Below are 17,740 nucleotides of genomic sequence, written 5' to 3'. Positions count from 1 at the left end.
ACTAAAGAGGGTCAATTTTCAAACAAGACACCGCATGTTTGAAACTCCCTTCTAATAATGGCCTGGTTTTTGCGCATTCTTCATCTGCTAATGGGCAACGGGTTCTAAATACACAACCTGAAGGCGGATTAATTGGAGATGGCAATTCACCTTCTAAAAGCTCTATCACCTTATTTTTTTCTTTATCGGGATCAGGAACTGGCACCGCAGACATCAAAGCACGTGTATAAGGATGCAATGGGTTATTATATACCTCATCATAGGTACCAAGCTCCACGGCATGGCCCAAATACATCACTAACACACGGTCAGAAATATGCTTAACGACTGCCAAATCGTGTGCGATAAATATGAGGGATAATTTCATTTCACGTTGTAATTCTTGCAATAAATTAACAACTTGTGCTTGAATTGACACATCTAATGCCGAAACGGGCTCATCGCAAATCACAAGCTTAGGTTCCAAAATCAATGCTCTTGCGATACCAATACGCTGGCATTGCCCTCCAGAAAACTCATGGGGATAACGGTTAATTAAGTTTGGTAATAAACCAACCCGCATCATCATTTTTTTCACTTTTTCGGTGATTTGTGATGGTGGCATTTTAGGATGATATGTTTTTAATGGTTCGGCGATAATATCGCCAATGGTCATTCGCGGATTAAGAGAAGCCAATGGATCTTGAAAAATCATTTGGATATCACTGCGAACGCTGCGCCACTCTTTATCGGTTTTACCTAATAAGTTCTGCCCAAGCCAACTTACAGTGCCATCCGTCGCTTTCACTAACCCAATGAGTGCTCTAGCAAAAGTGGATTTTCCGCACCCCGATTCCCCAACCACACCTAATGTTTCACCTTCATATAAACGCAGAGTGACGCCGTCGACAGCTTTGAGGCTTTTGTTTGGCTGCCAAAACCACTGTTTTTTATCTCTAATCTCAAAATGGACTTTAAGATCATTCACTTCTAACAATACAGGCCTATTTTCATGGGTACTCATACCAACTCCTCCAGCGGCTTAAAGCAGGCTCGTAACCGCGTTTGACCAAAAGTGGTTAATGCAGGTTCTTGTTCAACACATTGCTGAACGGCGTATTGGCAACGAGGTGAAAATGGGCAACCTTTAGGTAAACGTAGTAAATTAGGTGGGTTACCGGGAATGGTCGCTAAACTCTCGTCATCTCCATCAAGGCGAGGAACAGCAGCTAACAAGCCAAGTGAATATGGATGAGATGGCTGATAAAAAATATCCTTAGCGGTACCATACTCCATCGTGCGCCCCGCATACATTACGAGAACTTTATCACATACCCCAGCGACGACCCCAAGGTCGTGAGTAATCAAAATAATCGCAGTATCAAATTCCTGTTTTAACTCATTGAGCAAAGTCATAATTTGCGCTTGTACTGTCACATCAAGTGCCGTCGTAGGTTCATCAGCAATCAACAACTTGGGTTGACACAATAATGCCATTGCAATCATGACTCGTTGTCTCATTCCTCCTGAAAATTCATGTGGATACATACTCATCCGCTTACGTGCTTCAGGCATTTTAACTGCATCTAACATACGAACCGATTCTTCGAAAGCCTCCCTTTTACTCATGCCTTTATGTAACATGAGAACTTCCGACAGTTGCGTACCAATTTTCAAATAAGGATTCAATGATGTCATTGGGTCTTGGAAGATCATTGAAATCTCTTCCGCTCGCATCCGGTTTAATTCTTTTTCTCTTAAATTCAAGATCTCACGGCCGTTAAATATGGCAGAGCCATTAATCTTGCCATTTTTGGCAAGCAAGCCCATCAGAGCGAAAGCTGTTTGTGATTTTCCTGAACCGGATTCACCAACAATTCCTAGCGTTTCCCCCGCACTTAATTCAAAGTTCAATTTATTTACGGCGGTAACGTCACCATCTTGGGTCGCGAATGTCACACTGAGATCTTTCACGGATAACAGAGGGCTTTTCATTGAGTTATTTGACATATTGTTCCCTCTAGCGATCTTTCGGGTCGAGCGCGTCACGCAGCCCGTCACCGATGAAGTTAAAACAAAATAGCGTAATGACTAAGAAACCTGCTGGGATCAGTAATAACCACGGAGTGACTTCCATTGAGTTCGCCCCATCACTTAATAAAGCCCCCCAACTACTTAATGGCTCTTGTGTACCTAAACCTAAAAAGCTCAAAAATGACTCAAATAAAATCATACTTGGAACTAATAATGAGGCATACACCACGACGACACCTAAAACGTTAGGAACAATATGACGTAAAATAATCTGCCGTGTACTAACACCACAAACCAGCGCTGCCTCAATGAATTCTTTGCGCTTTAATCCAAGTGTTTGCCCGCGAACAATACGCGCCATATCCAACCACGATACCATCCCAATCGCCACAAAGATCAGTAAGATATTGGTACCAAACAATGTGACTAGGAGGATCACAAAAAACATAAATGGGAAGGAGTTTAAAATTTCTAATATCCTCATCATGATGGAATCCACTTTTCCCCCCACATACCCAGCTAATGAACCGTATAACGTTCCTACCACCACGGCAACTAGCGCAGCTGCGACTCCCACCATCAAGGAAATACGCCCACCAATCGCGACACGCACTAATAGATCTCGGCCTGAAGCATCTGTGCCAAAATAATGTCCAGTTGCCATATCAGGTGGCATTGACATCATTTCCCAGTCGGTGTCATCGTATAAAAAAGGCGATAGCATGGGAGCAAAAATAACAAACAGAGTAATTAAAAATAAGACACATAAGCTAAAAATTGCCGCACGGTTGTGCATAAAACGGCGCCTTGCGTCTTGCCATAAACTGCGCCCTTCAATATCGAGCTGCTCTGAAAAATTCGCCAGAGCTTCACTATTTTTTTGATTCGATAGCATCGTGTTTCTCCGGCTTAGTAACGAATTTTAGGGTCAATAACTGCATACAAAACATCGACAATTGCATTAAATGTAATTGTCAGTACCCCAACTAAAATCGTTAAGCTCAATACCAGTGAATAATCACGATTAAGTGCACCATTAACAAAGAGTTGGCCGATCCCTGGTAACCCAAAAATAGTTTCAATTACCATTGACCCGGTAATAATCCCCACAAAGGCAGGCCCCATGTATGAGAGCACGGGAAGCAACGCTGGTTTGAGTGCATGGCGTAAAATGATAGTTCTTAGCGGTAACCCTTTTGCACGAGCAGTACGAATAAAATTAGAATGCATAATTTCGATCATCGAACCGCGTGTAATACGGGAAATACTGGCGATATAAGCTAATGAAAGCGCAACCATGGGGAGCACCATGTGTTTTAGATTTCCGCCATCCCAGCCACCGCCAGGAAACCATTTCAAATGAATGGCAAAAATCAGCACCAATAACGGTGCGACAACAAAGCTTGGGATAACAACCCCCGTCATGGCAAACCCCATGACTGTAAAGTCCCATTTGGTATTTTGGTTTAGTGCGGCTATCACCCCTGCGGATACCCCAAATAAAACAGCAACAATAAATGCCGTTGCCCCTAATTTTGCTGAGACCGGAAATGCTTTAGCAACTAAATCATTAACACTGTAATCCTTGTATTTAAATGATGGACCAAAGTCACCTTTAGAAAGCTGAATTAAATAATTAAAATACTGCTTATACATTGGGTCATTTAAATGATATTTAGCTTCAATATTTGCCATCACTTCCGGTGGCAATTTCCGCTCGCCAGTGAACGGACTCCCTGGGGCTAATCGCATCATAAAAAATGAAATGGTAATCAGAACCAAAAGAGTCGGGATGGCTTCTAACAACCGACGAAAAATAAATTTCAACATCGCTCTTTCCTACTTCTATTGCCTAAATAGGCGAATATCTGGCCCCAATGAATGGAGCCAGTGCAACTGTATTAGTGTTTAATAATGTATAAATCTTTAGTATGCAGGTTATCTAATGGGTCTTTGCCACTATAACCGCCGACATAAGGTTTCACTAAACGCGTATTAACATAGTAGTAAAGAGGAACAATACCGGAGTCTTTATCAAGTAATTTTTCAGCTTGTTGATAGAGTTCTGCACGTTCATCATCTGTTTTGACTTGTAATGTTTTTTTCATCACCGCATCAAAATCTGTATTTTTATAATGAACCGTATTATTACTGCTGTAGGAAAGTAACATATTCAGGAAGGAGGACGGCTCGTTGTAGTCAGCACACCAGCCTGCACGTGCGACATCATAGTTACCTTGATGTCGGCTGTCTAAGAAGGTTTTCCATTCTTGGTTTTCTAGTTTCACTTCCGCGCCAATATTTTTCTTCCACATAGAAGAAGCTGCGATGGCAATACGCTTATGTAAGTCTGAAGTATTATACAATAGGTTGAATTTTAATGGATTGGCCTTGTTATATCCCGCTTCTTCTAGCAACTGTTTCGCTTTTTCATTACGCTGCTCTTGGGTCATATTCGCATACCAATCCGGTTTTTCTGTTTTCATACCGCTGGTAAATGGTGGTGTGAAACCATACGCAGGAATATCCCCTTGCGCTTTGACCTTATAGGTAATCGTATCTCTATCCATAGATAGCTTTAACGCTTCACGAACACGAGGATCATTAAATGGTGGTTTTTCATTGTTAATTTCATAATAGTAAATACAGAGATACGGGTTTACACGTAACTCATTCGGCATATTTTGTTGTAAGCTTTTAAACTGCTCGATAGGTAAGTTACTGTATGTCATATCAATTTCACCACTTCGATAGCGGTTAACATCCGTGACTTCTGAAGAAATAGGTAAAAACGTAACTTGATCAATAACCGTATTCGCATTATCCCAATAGCTTGGGCTACGTTCTAATACAATGCGCTCGTTTACCGTCCAATCTTTTAATTTATATGCTCCATTCCCGACAAAATTCTGTGGTTGCGTCCATTTAGCACCATATTGTTCAATGACTTTTTTATTGACTGGCGACATAGATGAGTGCGCTAATAATTTAGGAATATAAGGAACAGCTTCACTCAGTGTAATAACTAGGGTTTTGTCATCAAGGGCTTTAATACCAAGTTCTTCCGGTTTTTTCTTACCTGCGATAACATCATCAATATTCTGGATGTGAGCATATTGCAAATAACTTGCATAAGGTGATGCGGTATCAGGGTCAGCCAATCGTCGCCAACTATACACAAAATCTTCTGCCGTGACAGGGTCACCATTAGACCACTTAGCGCCATCACGAATTTTAAATGTCCACTCTGTAAAATCTTTGTTTTCCCAGCTGGTTGCCGAACCAGGTAAAATTTCACCATCAGGCCCCACTATCGTGATCCCTTCGAAAAGATCTCTTGCTAAAGCGGATTCAGGCACCCCTTCAATTTTATGTGGGTCCAAAGATTGAGGTTCTGAACCATTATTTCGAACCATTACCTGTTTTTCTGCCAGTTCAACTCCAGCAGGAACCGTTGCAGCAAAACTTGTTGCTATAGAGCCCATTGCTAACCCAGTCATTACGCTAAGTGCAATAATCGATTTATTGATTGATTTACTCATCTTATCGGTTACTCCCATATATATTATTATGATTGTGTGTTGATACATGTTCATCTACGATGATGAACACTTTTTATAATTATTTAGATATTATTAATTAGGTTCATTTATATATAACCGTTTAATATCCGTATAATCAAGAGGGTCATTACCTTTAAATCCACTAACACTCGGTTTTATCATTCGAGCACTGACACGATAATAAACAGGAACAATCGCCGAATCCTTGTCTAGCAAAGCTTCAGCTTGTTGGTATATCGCATGACGAGATGAAGGATCTGGTGCAATTAACGCTTTCTCAAGTAAGGCATCAAAGTCCGGATTATTATAAAAAGAGGTATTATTACTGTTTTGAGACAGCATCATGTTCAAAAAGGCGGTTGGTTCATTGTAATCTGCACACCATGTCGCCCTAGCAACATCGTAGTTTCCTTCATGGCGACTTTGTAATGATGTTTTCCATTCTTGGTTTTGCAACGTAACTTGTGCGCCAATATTTTTCTGCCACATGGATGCCGCAACGATAGCTTGCTGCTTATTTTGATCTGAAGTGTTGTACAGTAAAGCAAATTTCAATGGGTTTTCTTTGTTATAGCCTGCCTGTGAAAGCAAATCTTTTGCTCGTTGGTAACGTTGCTCCGCCGATAAATTTGCCCAATTAGGTAATGTAAAATTGCCATTATTAATAAAGGTTGGCGTAAAGCCATAAGCGACTTTTTGTCCTTGAGCAATAATTTTGTTGGTGATTGTTTCTCTATCTAACCCTAGTTTTATTGCTTCACGCACTCTCGGGTCATTAAACGGCGCTTTTTGATTATTAATTTCGTAATAGAACGTACATAAATAAGGCCGAACATATAACTCATTGGGCCTTTCTTGCTGCATTTTTTTATATAAAACAGGTGGGATTGTTGAATTAGAAATGTCAATTTCACCGCTACGATAACGATTAATATCACTCACTTCGGAACTAATCGCTAAAAAGGTTGCTTGCTCAATACGGCTATTTTGGTTATTCCAGTAAAATGGATTTCGTTTGACAACAATACGTTCATTTACCACCCAGCTATCCAATACGTATGCCCCGTTTCCAATAAAATTTTGAGGCTGGGTCCATTTATCGCCATGTCGTTGAATCGCAGATTTATTCACGGGTTTCATAGATGTATGGGAAAGCATATCTACAAAATAAGGCACAGGGTGGCTAAGCGTCACTTGCAAATGTTGCGGGTCAAGCGCCTTTACTCCCAGCGCTGTTGCTGGCATTTTCCCTGCTAAAATTGCATCTGCATTTAAAATATATGCATTTTGTAAGTAACTGGAGTAAGGCGAGCCGGTATTTGGGTCAGACAAGCGTTGCCAGCTATACACAAAATCTTCAGCGGTTACTGGCGAACCATCACTCCACATTGCATCATCTCGTAAAGTAAAAACCCACGTGGTGAAATTTTCATTACTCCAACTTTTAGCAACGCCAGGAACCGACTTACCGTCTATATCGGTATACACTAGACCTTCTAATAAGTTTAATATCACATTGCCTTCTGGCACCCCTTCCACTTTGTGGGGGTCAAGTGAAGTCACTTCTGAGCCATTGTTAATTGTAATAACCTGTTTTACTTTTTCCGTGGCACTTGCCTGTAACGTAACAAATAATAACGAGAGTACACCAAAACCAAGTGTTGATTTGAACATCCTATCCCTCATGATTCATTGATGGTGCTATAACCTCACTAGCCACCTTCTTTACGCTGATATTTAAGCCCTAGTACCGCTATTTCCTTATGGGCAATCCACTTAATGAACTCAAATAATTAAAACAATTAATTAACATTAGTCAGTTAAAAATTTTAAGTAAGTTTTAAAAAAAACAGGAGCCATTGTTATAATTCACTTGCATTACAATTAGTTAATTAAATATTGGTTATATGCAATAAGATAGCCCCCAAGCACATTTCCAAACATATCATTAACAAACACCAATTAGAATAGTGAATAAATTTACGTAGCTCACAATTCCTTACTTTTTATCCCTGTTTTAGCAATAAATGCCACATATAATTACAGGTATCATTTTTTTAGACGTGATTATTGATAGCTAAAATTTTAGCCAGTCAATTAAAAAAAGAGAAATATGCTATCTGAATAGCAAAACTGATATGTGTGATACGAGGTAAATTAACAATAGGTATGGCTGCAAATAGGGTCGATTTGCAGCCATAAAAAGAAATGAAATTACAATAAGCCTGGGAATATGGCCTTAACACCCGTCACAATAAACTCGATTCCCAGCGACATCAATAATAACCCCATGATACGGGTTACTACGTTGATCCCTGTTTGACCTAAGTAACGAACCAATAAAGACGCTGAACGAAATAGTAACCAACAACAAAAGGCAAAAGCGATACTCGTCAATGCTAGGCCTAAAAAGTTTTGCCAACCATGCCAACGAGATGACCATACAATACAAGAACTTATTGCACCAGGCCCCGCCATTAAAGGTAAAGCTAAAGGTACAACACCGATGCTATCCCTAACCGCAGTTTCTGTTTTTTCTTGCTTGTTTTGTTTGTCTTCACCAATTTTACCGCTAATCATTGACATCGCGATTGTGACGATCAAAATTCCCCCAGCAATACGGAAGGAATCAATTGAAATGCCAAATAATTGCAGTATTGAGTCGCCAATTAATAATGAAGTACATAAAATGATCGCAACTGAGGTATTTGCAATGGTGTTAGTCTTATTTCGCCCAGCATTACTTTGATAGTTTGTCATACTAATAAACACAGGTAATATGCCAACTGGGTTTACAAGTGCAAACAAACCAATAAAAAATTTAATATAACCCGATAAATCAAGTAATGCGCTACTCACCCATTCATTTCCTTAAGCAGTTCTCTTTAGAGATTCATTGATACCTTTCATAATTTTACCACCGATGTTATTAATTTCCTTGAGCAAAACAATATTTTCTTTAACTTGCTAAATTTATTTAATATTTAGTTAGATAGACATAGATTATCCGCACGAATTGTTTTGATAATATTAAATTAAGTAATAGATGAACAACATTTATTCAACTTGTGCATAAATACACGTGCTGAAAGGAGTCAGCTTGACGTTTTCGTGATTTAGATCACTTTATTTAATTACCGTTTTGTTAATCTACTCTTAACTGATAGACAGAGCTAATTAGGATATTAACTCAATATTGAATAAGGTTTTTAAGCCAATAAGCGATGATGAGCAGCGTTATTATAGATTACATCTATACTTTCATCTTTAAGCATTTCTTCGCTCTATGGATGCATTGCTCATTGGCTTAAAAAGTTTAACATTTATCAGGAGTAATCTATATGTCCGTAACTAACGTTACCGAACTCAATGAACTCGTTGCTCGTGTCAAAAAAGCTCAACGTGAATTCGCTACTTTCTCCCAAGAAAAAGTTGATGAAATCTTTAGAGCTGCTGCCCTCGCTGCTGCTGACGCACGTATCCCCCTAGCAAAACTTGCTGTCGAAGAATCTGGAATGGGTATTGTTGAAGATAAAGTGATCAAAAACCACTTTGCTTCAGAGTATATTTACAATGCTTATAAAGACGAAAAAACCTGCGGTACGCTATCTGAAGACCCAACATTTGGGACAATTACGATAGCTGAGCCGATTGGCATTATCTGTGGTATTGTGCCAACAACTAACCCAACTTCAACCGCCATTTTCAAATCACTCATTAGCTTAAAAACGCGTAACGCGATTATCTTTTCTCCGCACCCTCGCGCCAAAATTGCCACTAACCGTGCTGCACAAATCGTGCTTGATGCTGCTATTGCAGCGGGTGCACCAAAAGACATTATTGGTTGGATTGACTCCCCTTCTGTTGAGCTATCCAATGCCTTAATGCACCATCCTGATATAAACCTGATTTTAGCAACAGGTGGACCAGGCATGGTGAAAGCCGCTTATAGCTCAGGCAAACCCGCAATCGGAGTTGGTGCTGGTAACACCCCTGTGGTGATCGATGAAACGGCAGATATTAAGCGCGCTGTCGCATCTATTTTGATGTCAAAAACATTCGACAACGGGGTTATTTGTGCATCTGAACAATCCGTTGTGGTCGTGGATGAAATCTACAGCCAAGTTCGTGAGCGTTTTTCCAGCCATGGTGGCTACCTGCTACAAGGAAAAGAACTCAAAGCAGTTCAAGATATCATCTTAAAAAATGGCAACCTGAACGCTGCTATTGTTGGTCAACCTGCCTATAAAATTGCCGAAATGGCCGGTATTAGCGTGCCAAAAACAACTAAAATCTTAATTGGTGAAGTAAAAGCCATTGATGAATTAGAACCGTTCGCTCATGAAAAACTGTCTCCATTATTAGCCATGTATCGTGGTAAGAATTTTGAAGATGCAGTTGCAAAAGCGGAACAATTAGTTGAAATGGGAGGAATTGGCCATACCTCTTGCCTATATACTGACCAAGATAACCAACATGAACGAGTTAACTATTTTGGCCAAAAAATGAAAACTGCGCGCATTTTAATCAATACGCCAGCGTCACAAGGCGGTATTGGTGACCTGTACAACTTTAAATTAGCGCCTTCTCTTACACTAGGTTGCGGTTCTTGGGGGGGGAACTCCATCTCTGAAAACGTCGGTCCAAAACACCTTATCAATACCAAAACTGTGGCGAAGAGAGCTGAAAATATGTTGTGGCATAAACTTCCGAACTCAATCTACTTCCGCCGTGGTTGTCTACCTATCGCCCTTGAAGAGATTGCAACTGACGGTGCAAAACGCGCCTTTATCGTAACCGATGGCTATCTATTCAATAATGGTTATGTTGATGAAGTCGTTAGCGTTCTCAAAAAACATCACATTGAAACTGATGTTTTCTTTGAAGTTGAGGCAGACCCGACATTAACGGTTGTCCGTAAAGGTGCTGCACAAATGCAAGCATTCCAACCTGATGTCATTATTGCATTAGGTGGTGGTTCACCAATGGATGCGGCTAAAATCATGTGGGTTATGTATGAGCACCCCGAAACTCATTTTGAGGAACTAGCATTACGTTTCATGGATATACGTAAACGTATCCACCGTTTCCCTAAAATGGGCGTTAAGGCTAAATTAGTTGCTATCACAACGACTTCTGGTACAGGTTCAGAAGTGACTCCATTTGCCGTAGTGACTGATGATAAAACAGGCCAAAAATATCCATTAGCGGATTATGCATTAACACCAAATATGGCAATTGTTGACGCGAACTTAGTCATGAATATGCCTAAATCGTTAACTGCTTTTGGTGGTTTAGATGCTGTCACTCATGCATTGGAAGCTTATGTTTCTGTTTTAGCTAATGAATTTACTGACGGACAAGCACTTAAAGCCCTGAGTTTGTTAAAAGATTATTTACCAGCCAGTTACCACGAAGGCGCTAAAAACCCTGTTGCAAGAGAACGTGTTCATAACGGAGCGACACTTGCGGGTATTGCATTTGCAAACGCATTCTTAGGTGTCTGTCACTCAATGGCTCACAAACTTGGTTCAGAGTTCCATATTCCTCATGGCCTTGCGAACGCATTATTAATTTGTAATGTTATCCGTTTTAATGCTAATGATAACCCAACAAAACAAACTGCGTTTAGCCAATACGATCGACCTCATGCACGTCGCCAATATGCAGAAATTGCAGATCATTTAGGGCTCACTAAAGTTGGAGATCGGACTGCTGAGAAAATTGAAAAATTACTCGCATGGTTGGAGGAAATGAAAGCTGATTTAGGCATTCCTAAATCTATTCGTGAGACTGGTGTAACTGAAGCCGACTTCTTAGCCCGTGTAGATAAACTTTCTGAAGATGCATTTGATGACCAATGTACAGGAGCAAACCCCCGCTATCCTTTAATCTCTGAAATTAAACAGTTATTACTGGATTCTTATTATGGTCGTGAGTTTGTTGAGCATCAAGATACGCCTGTGATTGATAAAGAGGAAAAAAAAGCGCCTCAGAAAAAAACAGCCGTAAAAAAAGAAGTAGAAAAGAAAAACGCTAAGAAATAATGTGTTAAACATTATTTAAAATAAAGGCACTACAATTATTGTAGTGCCTTTTGTTTCACTATTTGAAATGGATGACAGCAAGAATACATAAAATCAATATTATATAAAATAATTTAACCCACTGAGTTGATTTCATTAACTGCCGTAATAATCCGATAACCGAAGCCTATTTTAGTCCCTACACCAAAATATTTCTGCTCATCGAAAATGAAGTGGCTGCTTAGGTATAACGCCCTCATTCATCAACTGAGCTTGTTTTATTGCTTCTGAATAGTGCTTACGACAAACAGAGATATACTTTTCATTACCACCTATATCAACTTGTAAGCCTTCATATACAGGCACCCCATCACTTCCTATACGTAATACCTTGCTCGCCTTACGCCCGCAATAGCAAACCGTTTTTAGCTCAACTAATTTATCAGCCCAAGCAAGCAAATATTGACTACCCTCAAATAATTGTCCTGCAAAGTCGGTACGCAATCCATAACATAAAACCGGAATATCCTCGTTATCGACTATGTCACATAATTCTTCAACTTGCTTTTTTGTTAGAAACTGACATTCATCAATAAGAACACAATGTACTTTTTGTTCACTATTTTCTTTTTTGATTAACTCGGCCATATTTGTTGTCGTTGAGTATAGTAACGCTTCTGCAGATAAACCTATTCGCGATGAGACTTTTCCTTGTTCAAAACGGTTATCTATCTCTGCCGTAAAAATAACCGTACGCATTCCTCTTTCATTATAGTTATACGATGATTGCAATAATGACGTTGATTTTCCCGCGTTCATTGCTGAATAATAAAAGTAAAGCTGAGCCATTTGGCTGTTCCCTCAAAATTAATATACATAATAATTTTACCATAAAACATACTTCAGGATTAACAATATTGGTGTAGATGTCCTTTACTTATTGAAAATTTAACTTTTTTTTAGGCTCAACTTACACCTTATTGCAAATAATTGCTTAGCTCGTATGCAATAAAAATCAATTTGATATTAACTATAAACAGTTTCAACTAAAGCACATTCCGCTAAAAAACATCATCAAAAAAAGAAAATTTAAGCCAGACCTTCCCTTCAATTCATTCCGAGTAAAAGTAAAATGAGACACGCCTCTTCTTTTTTGAATTATTTAATCACTAAGATTTTGGCTTATTCCTATTTTTCGTTTAGTTCAGTTATTGATAATAGCTATATATATATCTACGAAAAGTTTATTTTTCTTTTGTAAAAAAATTGCATTCGTTAAAGATTACTTTTAAACTAAGGAAGTAATTTAGCTATTGCAGAATTTAAAATAGCATTCTATTATTACTGTACACATGCCAACAAATAATTTGAGACCAGGAAAATGAGCGAATCATTAAAAGCGTTAAATAACATCCGTACTCTTCGTGCTCAAGCTCGCGAAGTAACTTTAGAATCTTTAGAAGAAATGCTGGAAAAATTAACCGTCGTTGTTGAAGAACGTCGTGATGAAGAGAGCCAAGCTCGCGCGGAATTAGAAGAACGTAACCGTAAATTGGAAAAAGTTCGTGAAATGATTCTTGAGCAAGGCGTCGATTTAAATGACCTTCTGCAAACCATGGACTCAGGTAAAAGCACTAGCACCCGTGCTAAACGTGCTGCACGTCCAGCTAAATATAAATATGTTGATGAAAATGGCGAAACTAAAACTTGGACAGGCCAAGGCCGTACTCCAGCGGTAATCAAGGTTGCCATTGAAGAACAAGGCAAATCTTTAGATGATTTCTTAATCTAATAGCCTCAACATGTATTCTAAACACCCTTTTATAAGGGTGTTTTTGTTTAAACCTTTATATATTATTTTATATTAACCTCTACTAAGAAAAAGCGCTTAGCTATTATACCCCCCTTTTTTAGCACTAAAGCCGCATAACTACCGCCCCACTTCATTTAACTGTTCTGTTTAAGCCTTTGCGCTGTATTACACTACCAATCAAATAATCATGATAAATAAAAAAGAGTAGTAAAGATATGTAAGCTTAATTAGATAAACTTAAATATTGTTCAGTGATTTTATTTATATAATGGGGTTATATGTTAATTTTTGTACACCTCTCACTTATAATGAGTAGCAACTAAACAGTCTAAATCAGAGCGATACGCCTTAATACCTGATGTTTATTGTTAATAATTTATTTTTTTACGCATAAAAAAGGCTAACAAATTAAGTTAGCCTTTAATAAAAATTTATTGTGAAATTTTATTTTGTTGAATTCAATGACATTGATAATTTCGTCAGCCACTGAGTAAACTCTTCACCCAACGCATCATGCTGCATTCCATATTCAACAAATGCTTTCATATAACCTAATTTATTTCCACAGTCATGACTTTTACCACATAAGTGGTAGGCCTCTACAGGCTCATTATTTTCCATCATTAATGCAATAGCATCAGTTAATTGTATTTCATCACCAGCACCGGGGGCTGTTTTAGCTAATGCATCCCAAATCTTTTCAGATAAAACATAGCGACCAACAATAGATAAATTAGATGGAGCTTCTTCACGTTTTGGTTTTTCAACCATACGAACAATTCTTTTGCTATCCCCAGGCGCTAGTGTTTCTCCACTGCAATCCACAATACCATAGCTAGATACATCTTCTTCAGGGACTGGTTCAACTAAAATTTGACTTGCACCTGTTGATTCATATTGTTCGAGCATTTCACGCAAGTTAAACTTGGTTAAATCTGTACTGTAACGGTCTAAAATGACATCAGGTAAAATAACCGCAAAAGGTTCTTCACCGACTAACGGTTTAGCACACAAAATTGCATGCCCTAATCCTTTTGCTATTCCTTGTCGCGTTTGCATAATCGTTACATGGCTTGGACAAATAGATTGAACCTCATCCAATAACTGGCGCTTAACACGCGCTTCTAAAATAGCTTCTAACTCAAAGCTTGTGTCAAAGTGGTTCTCAATGGAATTTTTTGATGAATGTGTTACTAAAACAATTTCATTGATCCCCGCAGCAATACACTCATTAACAACATATTGAATAAGTGGCTTATCGACTATTGGCAACATTTCTTTTGGAATCGCTTTTGTTGCAGGAAGCATACGTGTCCCTAAGCCCGCAACGGGGATTACCGCTTTACGCACCTTGCGCTGTGTCATTTTTATCACTCCAGATATCATCCTTGTCTCTCGAATTTCACTAAAGTATCAAGAGGCATTTTAAGTGCGCAAAAGTATATCAGGAAATATTTATGAATAAATAGCGACGAGTCTGAATAGAGTTATTTAGATGACATATGCATGTATTTTAGGCATTAGTTATGTCTCCGAGTTAAACATAAGTTTTATTTTCTGGCTATCATTACGAATTAAACACTGCCAAGCAGTCCCTTTTACCTCTAAATGATTAGATTGATAAAATTTAAGTGTGCCTAAAGGAAGACTTCTTGGTAACTTAACATGCGTATTTTCTGTCGTTATTTCCGCTTCTAAGCCTGCACTCGCCATTATAATTGCTTTATTCTGTGTATTAAAATACCCCAATAAGAGAGGGAATTGCCCACTAAACCCCGAGTCCTCTAGTAAATAGTTTATTTGATTAATAATCCTATCAATATTCGGTAATTTTTTTTCTGGGTAGCTTACCGCACTTTTTAATAGGTCATTGAACACAACACGAATCAAAAAAGCAGCCATAATACCTTCCTGGGGAGAGCGCTCAGTGTCAATGCAGTAAAATCCTATTTGACTGTCTGAAATAGCGGCTAAATCTAATAATAAGCCAAAGCGGTTAGCCTCATTAAGTTGGCGATAGTTAATTCGGTAATTATTTATAATTTGGTGTACCGGCGGTTGTAACTGCTTCAACACTGTCAACATATCTTGAGTATGATCTTGCATTAATGTAGAAATTTGATGAATTTCCTCCCCCATTAGCTCTGTTAGATTATTTTTCTCAGGATACAGTGCAGAAAGGAGGGTCACTTTAACTTCATCTAAATTTTTTATTGGCTTAAGCAAAGCATCTTTTGCCCCTAAACGAAACATTCTATCTAACTGGGTAAAATCGGTTGTTGCTGTAATCACAATGACTGGAATATCAATATTACGAGCGATCAGCTCTCGCATAAACGCTTCACCATTCATTATCGGCATATTAAGGTCACATAGAATGATATCAGGGTTGATACCGTCTATTGTTAACATCTCTATTGCTAATTGACCATTATCTGCGGTATAGATCTCAATACCCAGCGTTTCGAGGTAATTTTTTAAAATTGTACAGAAGGTGATTTCGTCTTCTATTATGAGTACTTTTCTATTTTTCATAAGATACCTACTGCAAAAGCCTGGTTTAATTAACAATACAATTATTCATACGATAAAATCATTTATTCGCCATCATTTAAGTATAGTGACTTTTCAATCTTATACTTATTTTTATAGAGAGTGTTATGAAATCACAAGTAGAAGATAGGTGTTGCTGTGGCAACGAAGCACAATTTGAACAATGCTGCGCCCCTTTTTTACAAGGGAAATCTATTCCACAGACGCCTGAACAGCTTATGCGCTCCAGATATAGCGCTTATGTACACCAAAATGCCGATTATCTGATTAAAACATGGCACCCGGATTGCCATGCTCAAGAATGGCACCAAGAAATTGTAAATAGTTTTTCGAAGACACGCTGGTGTGGTCTTCGTGTTATTAGTTCTTCTTATGCTAAAAATCACGATGAAGCTTATGTCGAATTTTCGGCTTGCTTTATTGATGAAAAAGCTGATCATAAGCAGCTTATTCATGAACGTTCGCGTTTTATTAAGATGGATTCGTGTTGGTATTATATAGACGGTATTACCCCAAAAATCGGTCGTAATGATTTATGTCCTTGTGGCTCTGGCCAAAAATATAAAAAGTGTGGGCACCCAGACTAATTACCCTTTATTTAATACCTGTCAACAAGACACATTTAATACTCAATCCGTCATTTTTATATCGCTTTGTTAGTTAAGGATTAGGCTGTTTCATGCAACACAAAATTGTACAAAAGAAAATTCTCAGGACAATTTGCCCTGACGCGAAAGGATTAATCGCGAAAATCACCAATATTTGCTATAAACACCAACTCAACATTGTACAAAATAATGAATTTGTTGATCATCACACTGGCCGTTTCTTCATGAGAACTGAGCTAGAAGGTATTTTCAACGATGAAACATTATTAGCGGATCTCGATGATGCATTACCTGTCGGGTCTCAACGTGAATTAAATACTGCAGGTCGACGTCGTATTGTCGTCATGGTAACCAAAGAAGCGCATTGTCTGGGCGACCTACTCATGAAAAGTGCTTATGATGGCTTGGATGTTGAAATTGCTGCGGTTATTGGAAACCACGATACACTAAAGAACTTAGTCGAACAATTTGGCATCCCGTTCCACCATATTAGTCATGAAGGCTTAACTCGCGAACAACATGACGAAAAAATGACAGCACAGATTGACCAGTATCAGCCTGACTATGTTGTGTTGGCTAAATATATGCGCGTATTAACGCCTGCATTTGTTCAGCATTACCCAAACCAGATTATCAATATTCACCATTCGTTTTTACCTGCCTTTATTGGTGCCCGCCCGTATCACCAAGCTTATGAGCGTGGCGTAAAAATTATTGGTGCTACTGCGCATTTTGTTAATGACAGCCTTGATGAAGGACCAATCATTACACAGAACGTGATTAATGTAGACCATACATTCACAGCGGATGATATGATGCGTGCTGGACGTGATGTTGAAAAAAATGTACTAAGCCATGCTCTTTACTGGGTTTTAGCTCAACGTGTATTTGTATATGGTAATCGCACCATTATTTTATAAGCCAACACTGTGGCTTCTTTAGCAACACTTTGTTGATTTAACACGCATTAAGAATAAAAAAACAGCAAACAACCATTTTATTGAAAATTAATGCTTTACAGCGGCGCGTCATTTGATATGATGCCGCCCGCTGTCAATGATTACAGCAACTCAAAATCTGGTGGGATACCCAAGCGGCCAAAGGGAGCAGACTGTAAATCTGCCGTCACAGACTTCGAAGGTTCGAATCCTTCTCCCACCACCA

The 17,740-nt window shown here is 38.7% G+C and carries 14 protein-coding genes and 1 tRNA gene; 5 read left to right on the top strand and 10 right to left on the bottom strand.

Annotated elements, in window-relative coordinates:
- Nucleotide 1 precedes the first annotated feature (1 nt).
- The 7 genes from oppF to PSE60_RS05940 form a co-directional block, all read right to left on the bottom strand.
- Entirely contained in the window at nt 2-1,003 is a 1,002-nt protein-coding gene (gene oppF, locus PSE60_RS05970) for a murein tripeptide/oligopeptide ABC transporter ATP binding protein OppF (RefSeq protein WP_004254119.1), read from the bottom strand.
- Nucleotides 1,000-1,989, bottom strand: coding sequence for an ABC transporter ATP-binding protein (locus PSE60_RS05965; protein WP_272664820.1), 990 nt, complete (start codon nt 1,987-1,989; stop codon nt 1,000-1,002). Before PSE60_RS05965 ends, oppF begins: the two co-directional genes overlap by 4 nt.
- Before the next feature lie 10 nt (nt 1,990-1,999).
- A complete protein-coding gene (gene oppC, locus PSE60_RS05960; RefSeq protein WP_004911132.1) occupies nt 2,000-2,908 on the bottom strand; it encodes an oligopeptide ABC transporter permease OppC in 909 nt (302 codons plus the stop codon).
- Between the two features lie 14 nt (nt 2,909-2,922).
- Nucleotides 2,923-3,843 carry an oligopeptide ABC transporter permease OppB gene (oppB, locus tag PSE60_RS05955; protein ID WP_004254116.1) on the bottom strand — a complete coding sequence of 307 codons (921 nt, stop codon included), beginning with the start codon at nt 3,841-3,843 and terminating at the stop codon, nt 2,923-2,925.
- Between the two features lie 71 nt (nt 3,844-3,914).
- Nucleotides 3,915-5,555: an oligopeptide ABC transporter substrate-binding protein OppA gene (oppA, locus tag PSE60_RS05950; RefSeq protein ID WP_272664819.1), complete on the bottom strand. Its 1,641-nt coding sequence runs from the start codon at nt 5,553-5,555 to the stop codon at nt 3,915-3,917.
- A gap of 93 nt (nt 5,556-5,648) precedes the next feature.
- On the bottom strand, nt 5,649-7,262 hold the full coding sequence (locus tag PSE60_RS05945) for an ABC transporter substrate-binding protein (RefSeq protein ID WP_442959752.1): 1,614 nt from the start codon (nt 7,260-7,262) through the stop codon (nt 5,649-5,651).
- Nucleotides 7,263-7,790: 528 nt separating this feature from the next.
- Nucleotides 7,791-8,435, bottom strand: a complete 645-nt coding sequence (locus tag PSE60_RS05940) for a YchE family NAAT transporter (RefSeq protein ID WP_004254112.1) — start codon at nt 8,433-8,435, stop codon at nt 7,791-7,793.
- Nucleotides 8,436-8,917: 482 nt separating this feature from the next.
- On the opposite strand from PSE60_RS05940, the gene adhE reads away from it, so the two are divergent.
- Nucleotides 8,918-11,623: a bifunctional acetaldehyde-CoA/alcohol dehydrogenase gene (gene adhE / locus PSE60_RS05935; protein WP_272664817.1), complete on the top strand. Its 2,706-nt coding sequence runs from the start codon at nt 8,918-8,920 to the stop codon at nt 11,621-11,623.
- 198 nt (nt 11,624-11,821) lie between these two features.
- Here the strand turns inward: adhE and PSE60_RS05930 are convergent, their stop codons facing one another.
- Nucleotides 11,822-12,451, bottom strand: coding sequence for a thymidine kinase (locus PSE60_RS05930; protein WP_210838696.1), 630 nt, complete (start codon nt 12,449-12,451; stop codon nt 11,822-11,824).
- A 532-nt stretch (nt 12,452-12,983) separates the two neighbouring features.
- Between PSE60_RS05930 and hns the strand changes: the two genes are divergently transcribed.
- On the top strand, nt 12,984-13,394 hold the full coding sequence (hns, locus tag PSE60_RS05925; RefSeq protein ID WP_004254106.1) for a histone-like nucleoid-structuring protein H-NS: 411 nt from the start codon (nt 12,984-12,986) through the stop codon (nt 13,392-13,394).
- 465 nt (nt 13,395-13,859) lie between these two features.
- Here hns and galU read toward each other — a convergent pair whose 3' ends face one another.
- Nucleotides 13,860-14,780, bottom strand: coding sequence for a UTP--glucose-1-phosphate uridylyltransferase GalU (gene galU / locus PSE60_RS05920; RefSeq protein ID WP_210840355.1), 921 nt, complete (start codon nt 14,778-14,780; stop codon nt 13,860-13,862).
- 159 nt (nt 14,781-14,939) lie between these two features.
- Nucleotides 14,940-15,950 (bottom strand): two-component system response regulator RssB, encoded by a 1,011-nt coding sequence (rssB, locus tag PSE60_RS05915; RefSeq protein ID WP_210840354.1) that lies wholly within the window; start codon nt 15,948-15,950, stop codon nt 14,940-14,942.
- 125 nt (nt 15,951-16,075) lie between these two features.
- Between rssB and PSE60_RS05910 the strand changes: the two genes are divergently transcribed.
- The 3 genes from PSE60_RS05910 (at nt 16,076) to PSE60_RS05900 (ending at nt 17,740) form a co-directional block, all read left to right on the top strand.
- Nucleotides 16,076-16,555, top strand: coding sequence for a YchJ family protein (locus PSE60_RS05910; protein WP_272664816.1), 480 nt, complete (start codon nt 16,076-16,078; stop codon nt 16,553-16,555).
- A gap of 92 nt (nt 16,556-16,647) precedes the next feature.
- Nucleotides 16,648-17,496: a formyltetrahydrofolate deformylase gene (purU, locus tag PSE60_RS05905; protein ID WP_210840352.1), complete on the top strand. Its 849-nt coding sequence runs from the start codon at nt 16,648-16,650 to the stop codon at nt 17,494-17,496.
- 159 nt (nt 17,497-17,655) lie between these two features.
- A tRNA-Tyr gene (locus PSE60_RS05900) sits at nt 17,656-17,740 on the top strand.

The sequence above is a fragment of the Providencia sp. PROV174 genome (assembly GCF_028480685.1).
Classification (GTDB): domain Bacteria; phylum Pseudomonadota; class Gammaproteobacteria; order Enterobacterales; family Enterobacteriaceae; genus Providencia; species Providencia rettgeri.
This window is presented reverse-complemented; position numbering and strand designations above follow the sequence as displayed.

Excerpts from the sequence above, each read along its gene's own strand:
- hns (WP_004254106.1), top strand. The coding sequence starts at position 12,984 with ATGAGCGAATCATTAAAAGCGTTAAATAACATCCGTACTCTTCGTGCT.
- rssB (WP_210840354.1), bottom strand. The coding sequence starts at position 15,950 with ATGAAAAATAGAAAAGTACTCATAATAGAAGACGAAATCACCTTCTGT.
- PSE60_RS05910 (WP_272664816.1), top strand. The coding sequence starts at position 16,076 with ATGAAATCACAAGTAGAAGATAGGTGTTGCTGTGGCAACGAAGCACAA.
- galU (WP_210840355.1), bottom strand. The coding sequence starts at position 14,780 with ATGACACAGCGCAAGGTGCGTAAAGCGGTAATCCCCGTTGCGGGCTTA.
- oppF (WP_004254119.1), bottom strand. The coding sequence starts at position 1,003 with ATGAGTACCCATGAAAATAGGCCTGTATTGTTAGAAGTGAATGATCTT.
- PSE60_RS05965 (WP_272664820.1), bottom strand. The coding sequence starts at position 1,989 with ATGTCAAATAACTCAATGAAAAGCCCTCTGTTATCCGTGAAAGATCTC.
- oppB (WP_004254116.1), bottom strand. The coding sequence starts at position 3,843 with ATGTTGAAATTTATTTTTCGTCGGTTGTTAGAAGCCATCCCGACTCTT.
- PSE60_RS05945 (WP_442959752.1), bottom strand. The coding sequence starts at position 7,262 with ATGAGGGATAGGATGTTCAAATCAACACTTGGTTTTGGTGTACTCTCG.
- purU (WP_210840352.1), top strand. The coding sequence starts at position 16,648 with ATGCAACACAAAATTGTACAAAAGAAAATTCTCAGGACAATTTGCCCT.
- PSE60_RS05930 (WP_210838696.1), bottom strand. The coding sequence starts at position 12,451 with ATGGCTCAGCTTTACTTTTATTATTCAGCAATGAACGCGGGAAAATCA.
- adhE (WP_272664817.1), top strand. The coding sequence starts at position 8,918 with ATGTCCGTAACTAACGTTACCGAACTCAATGAACTCGTTGCTCGTGTC.
- oppA (WP_272664819.1), bottom strand. The coding sequence starts at position 5,555 with ATGAGTAAATCAATCAATAAATCGATTATTGCACTTAGCGTAATGACT.
- oppC (WP_004911132.1), bottom strand. The coding sequence starts at position 2,908 with ATGCTATCGAATCAAAAAAATAGTGAAGCTCTGGCGAATTTTTCAGAG.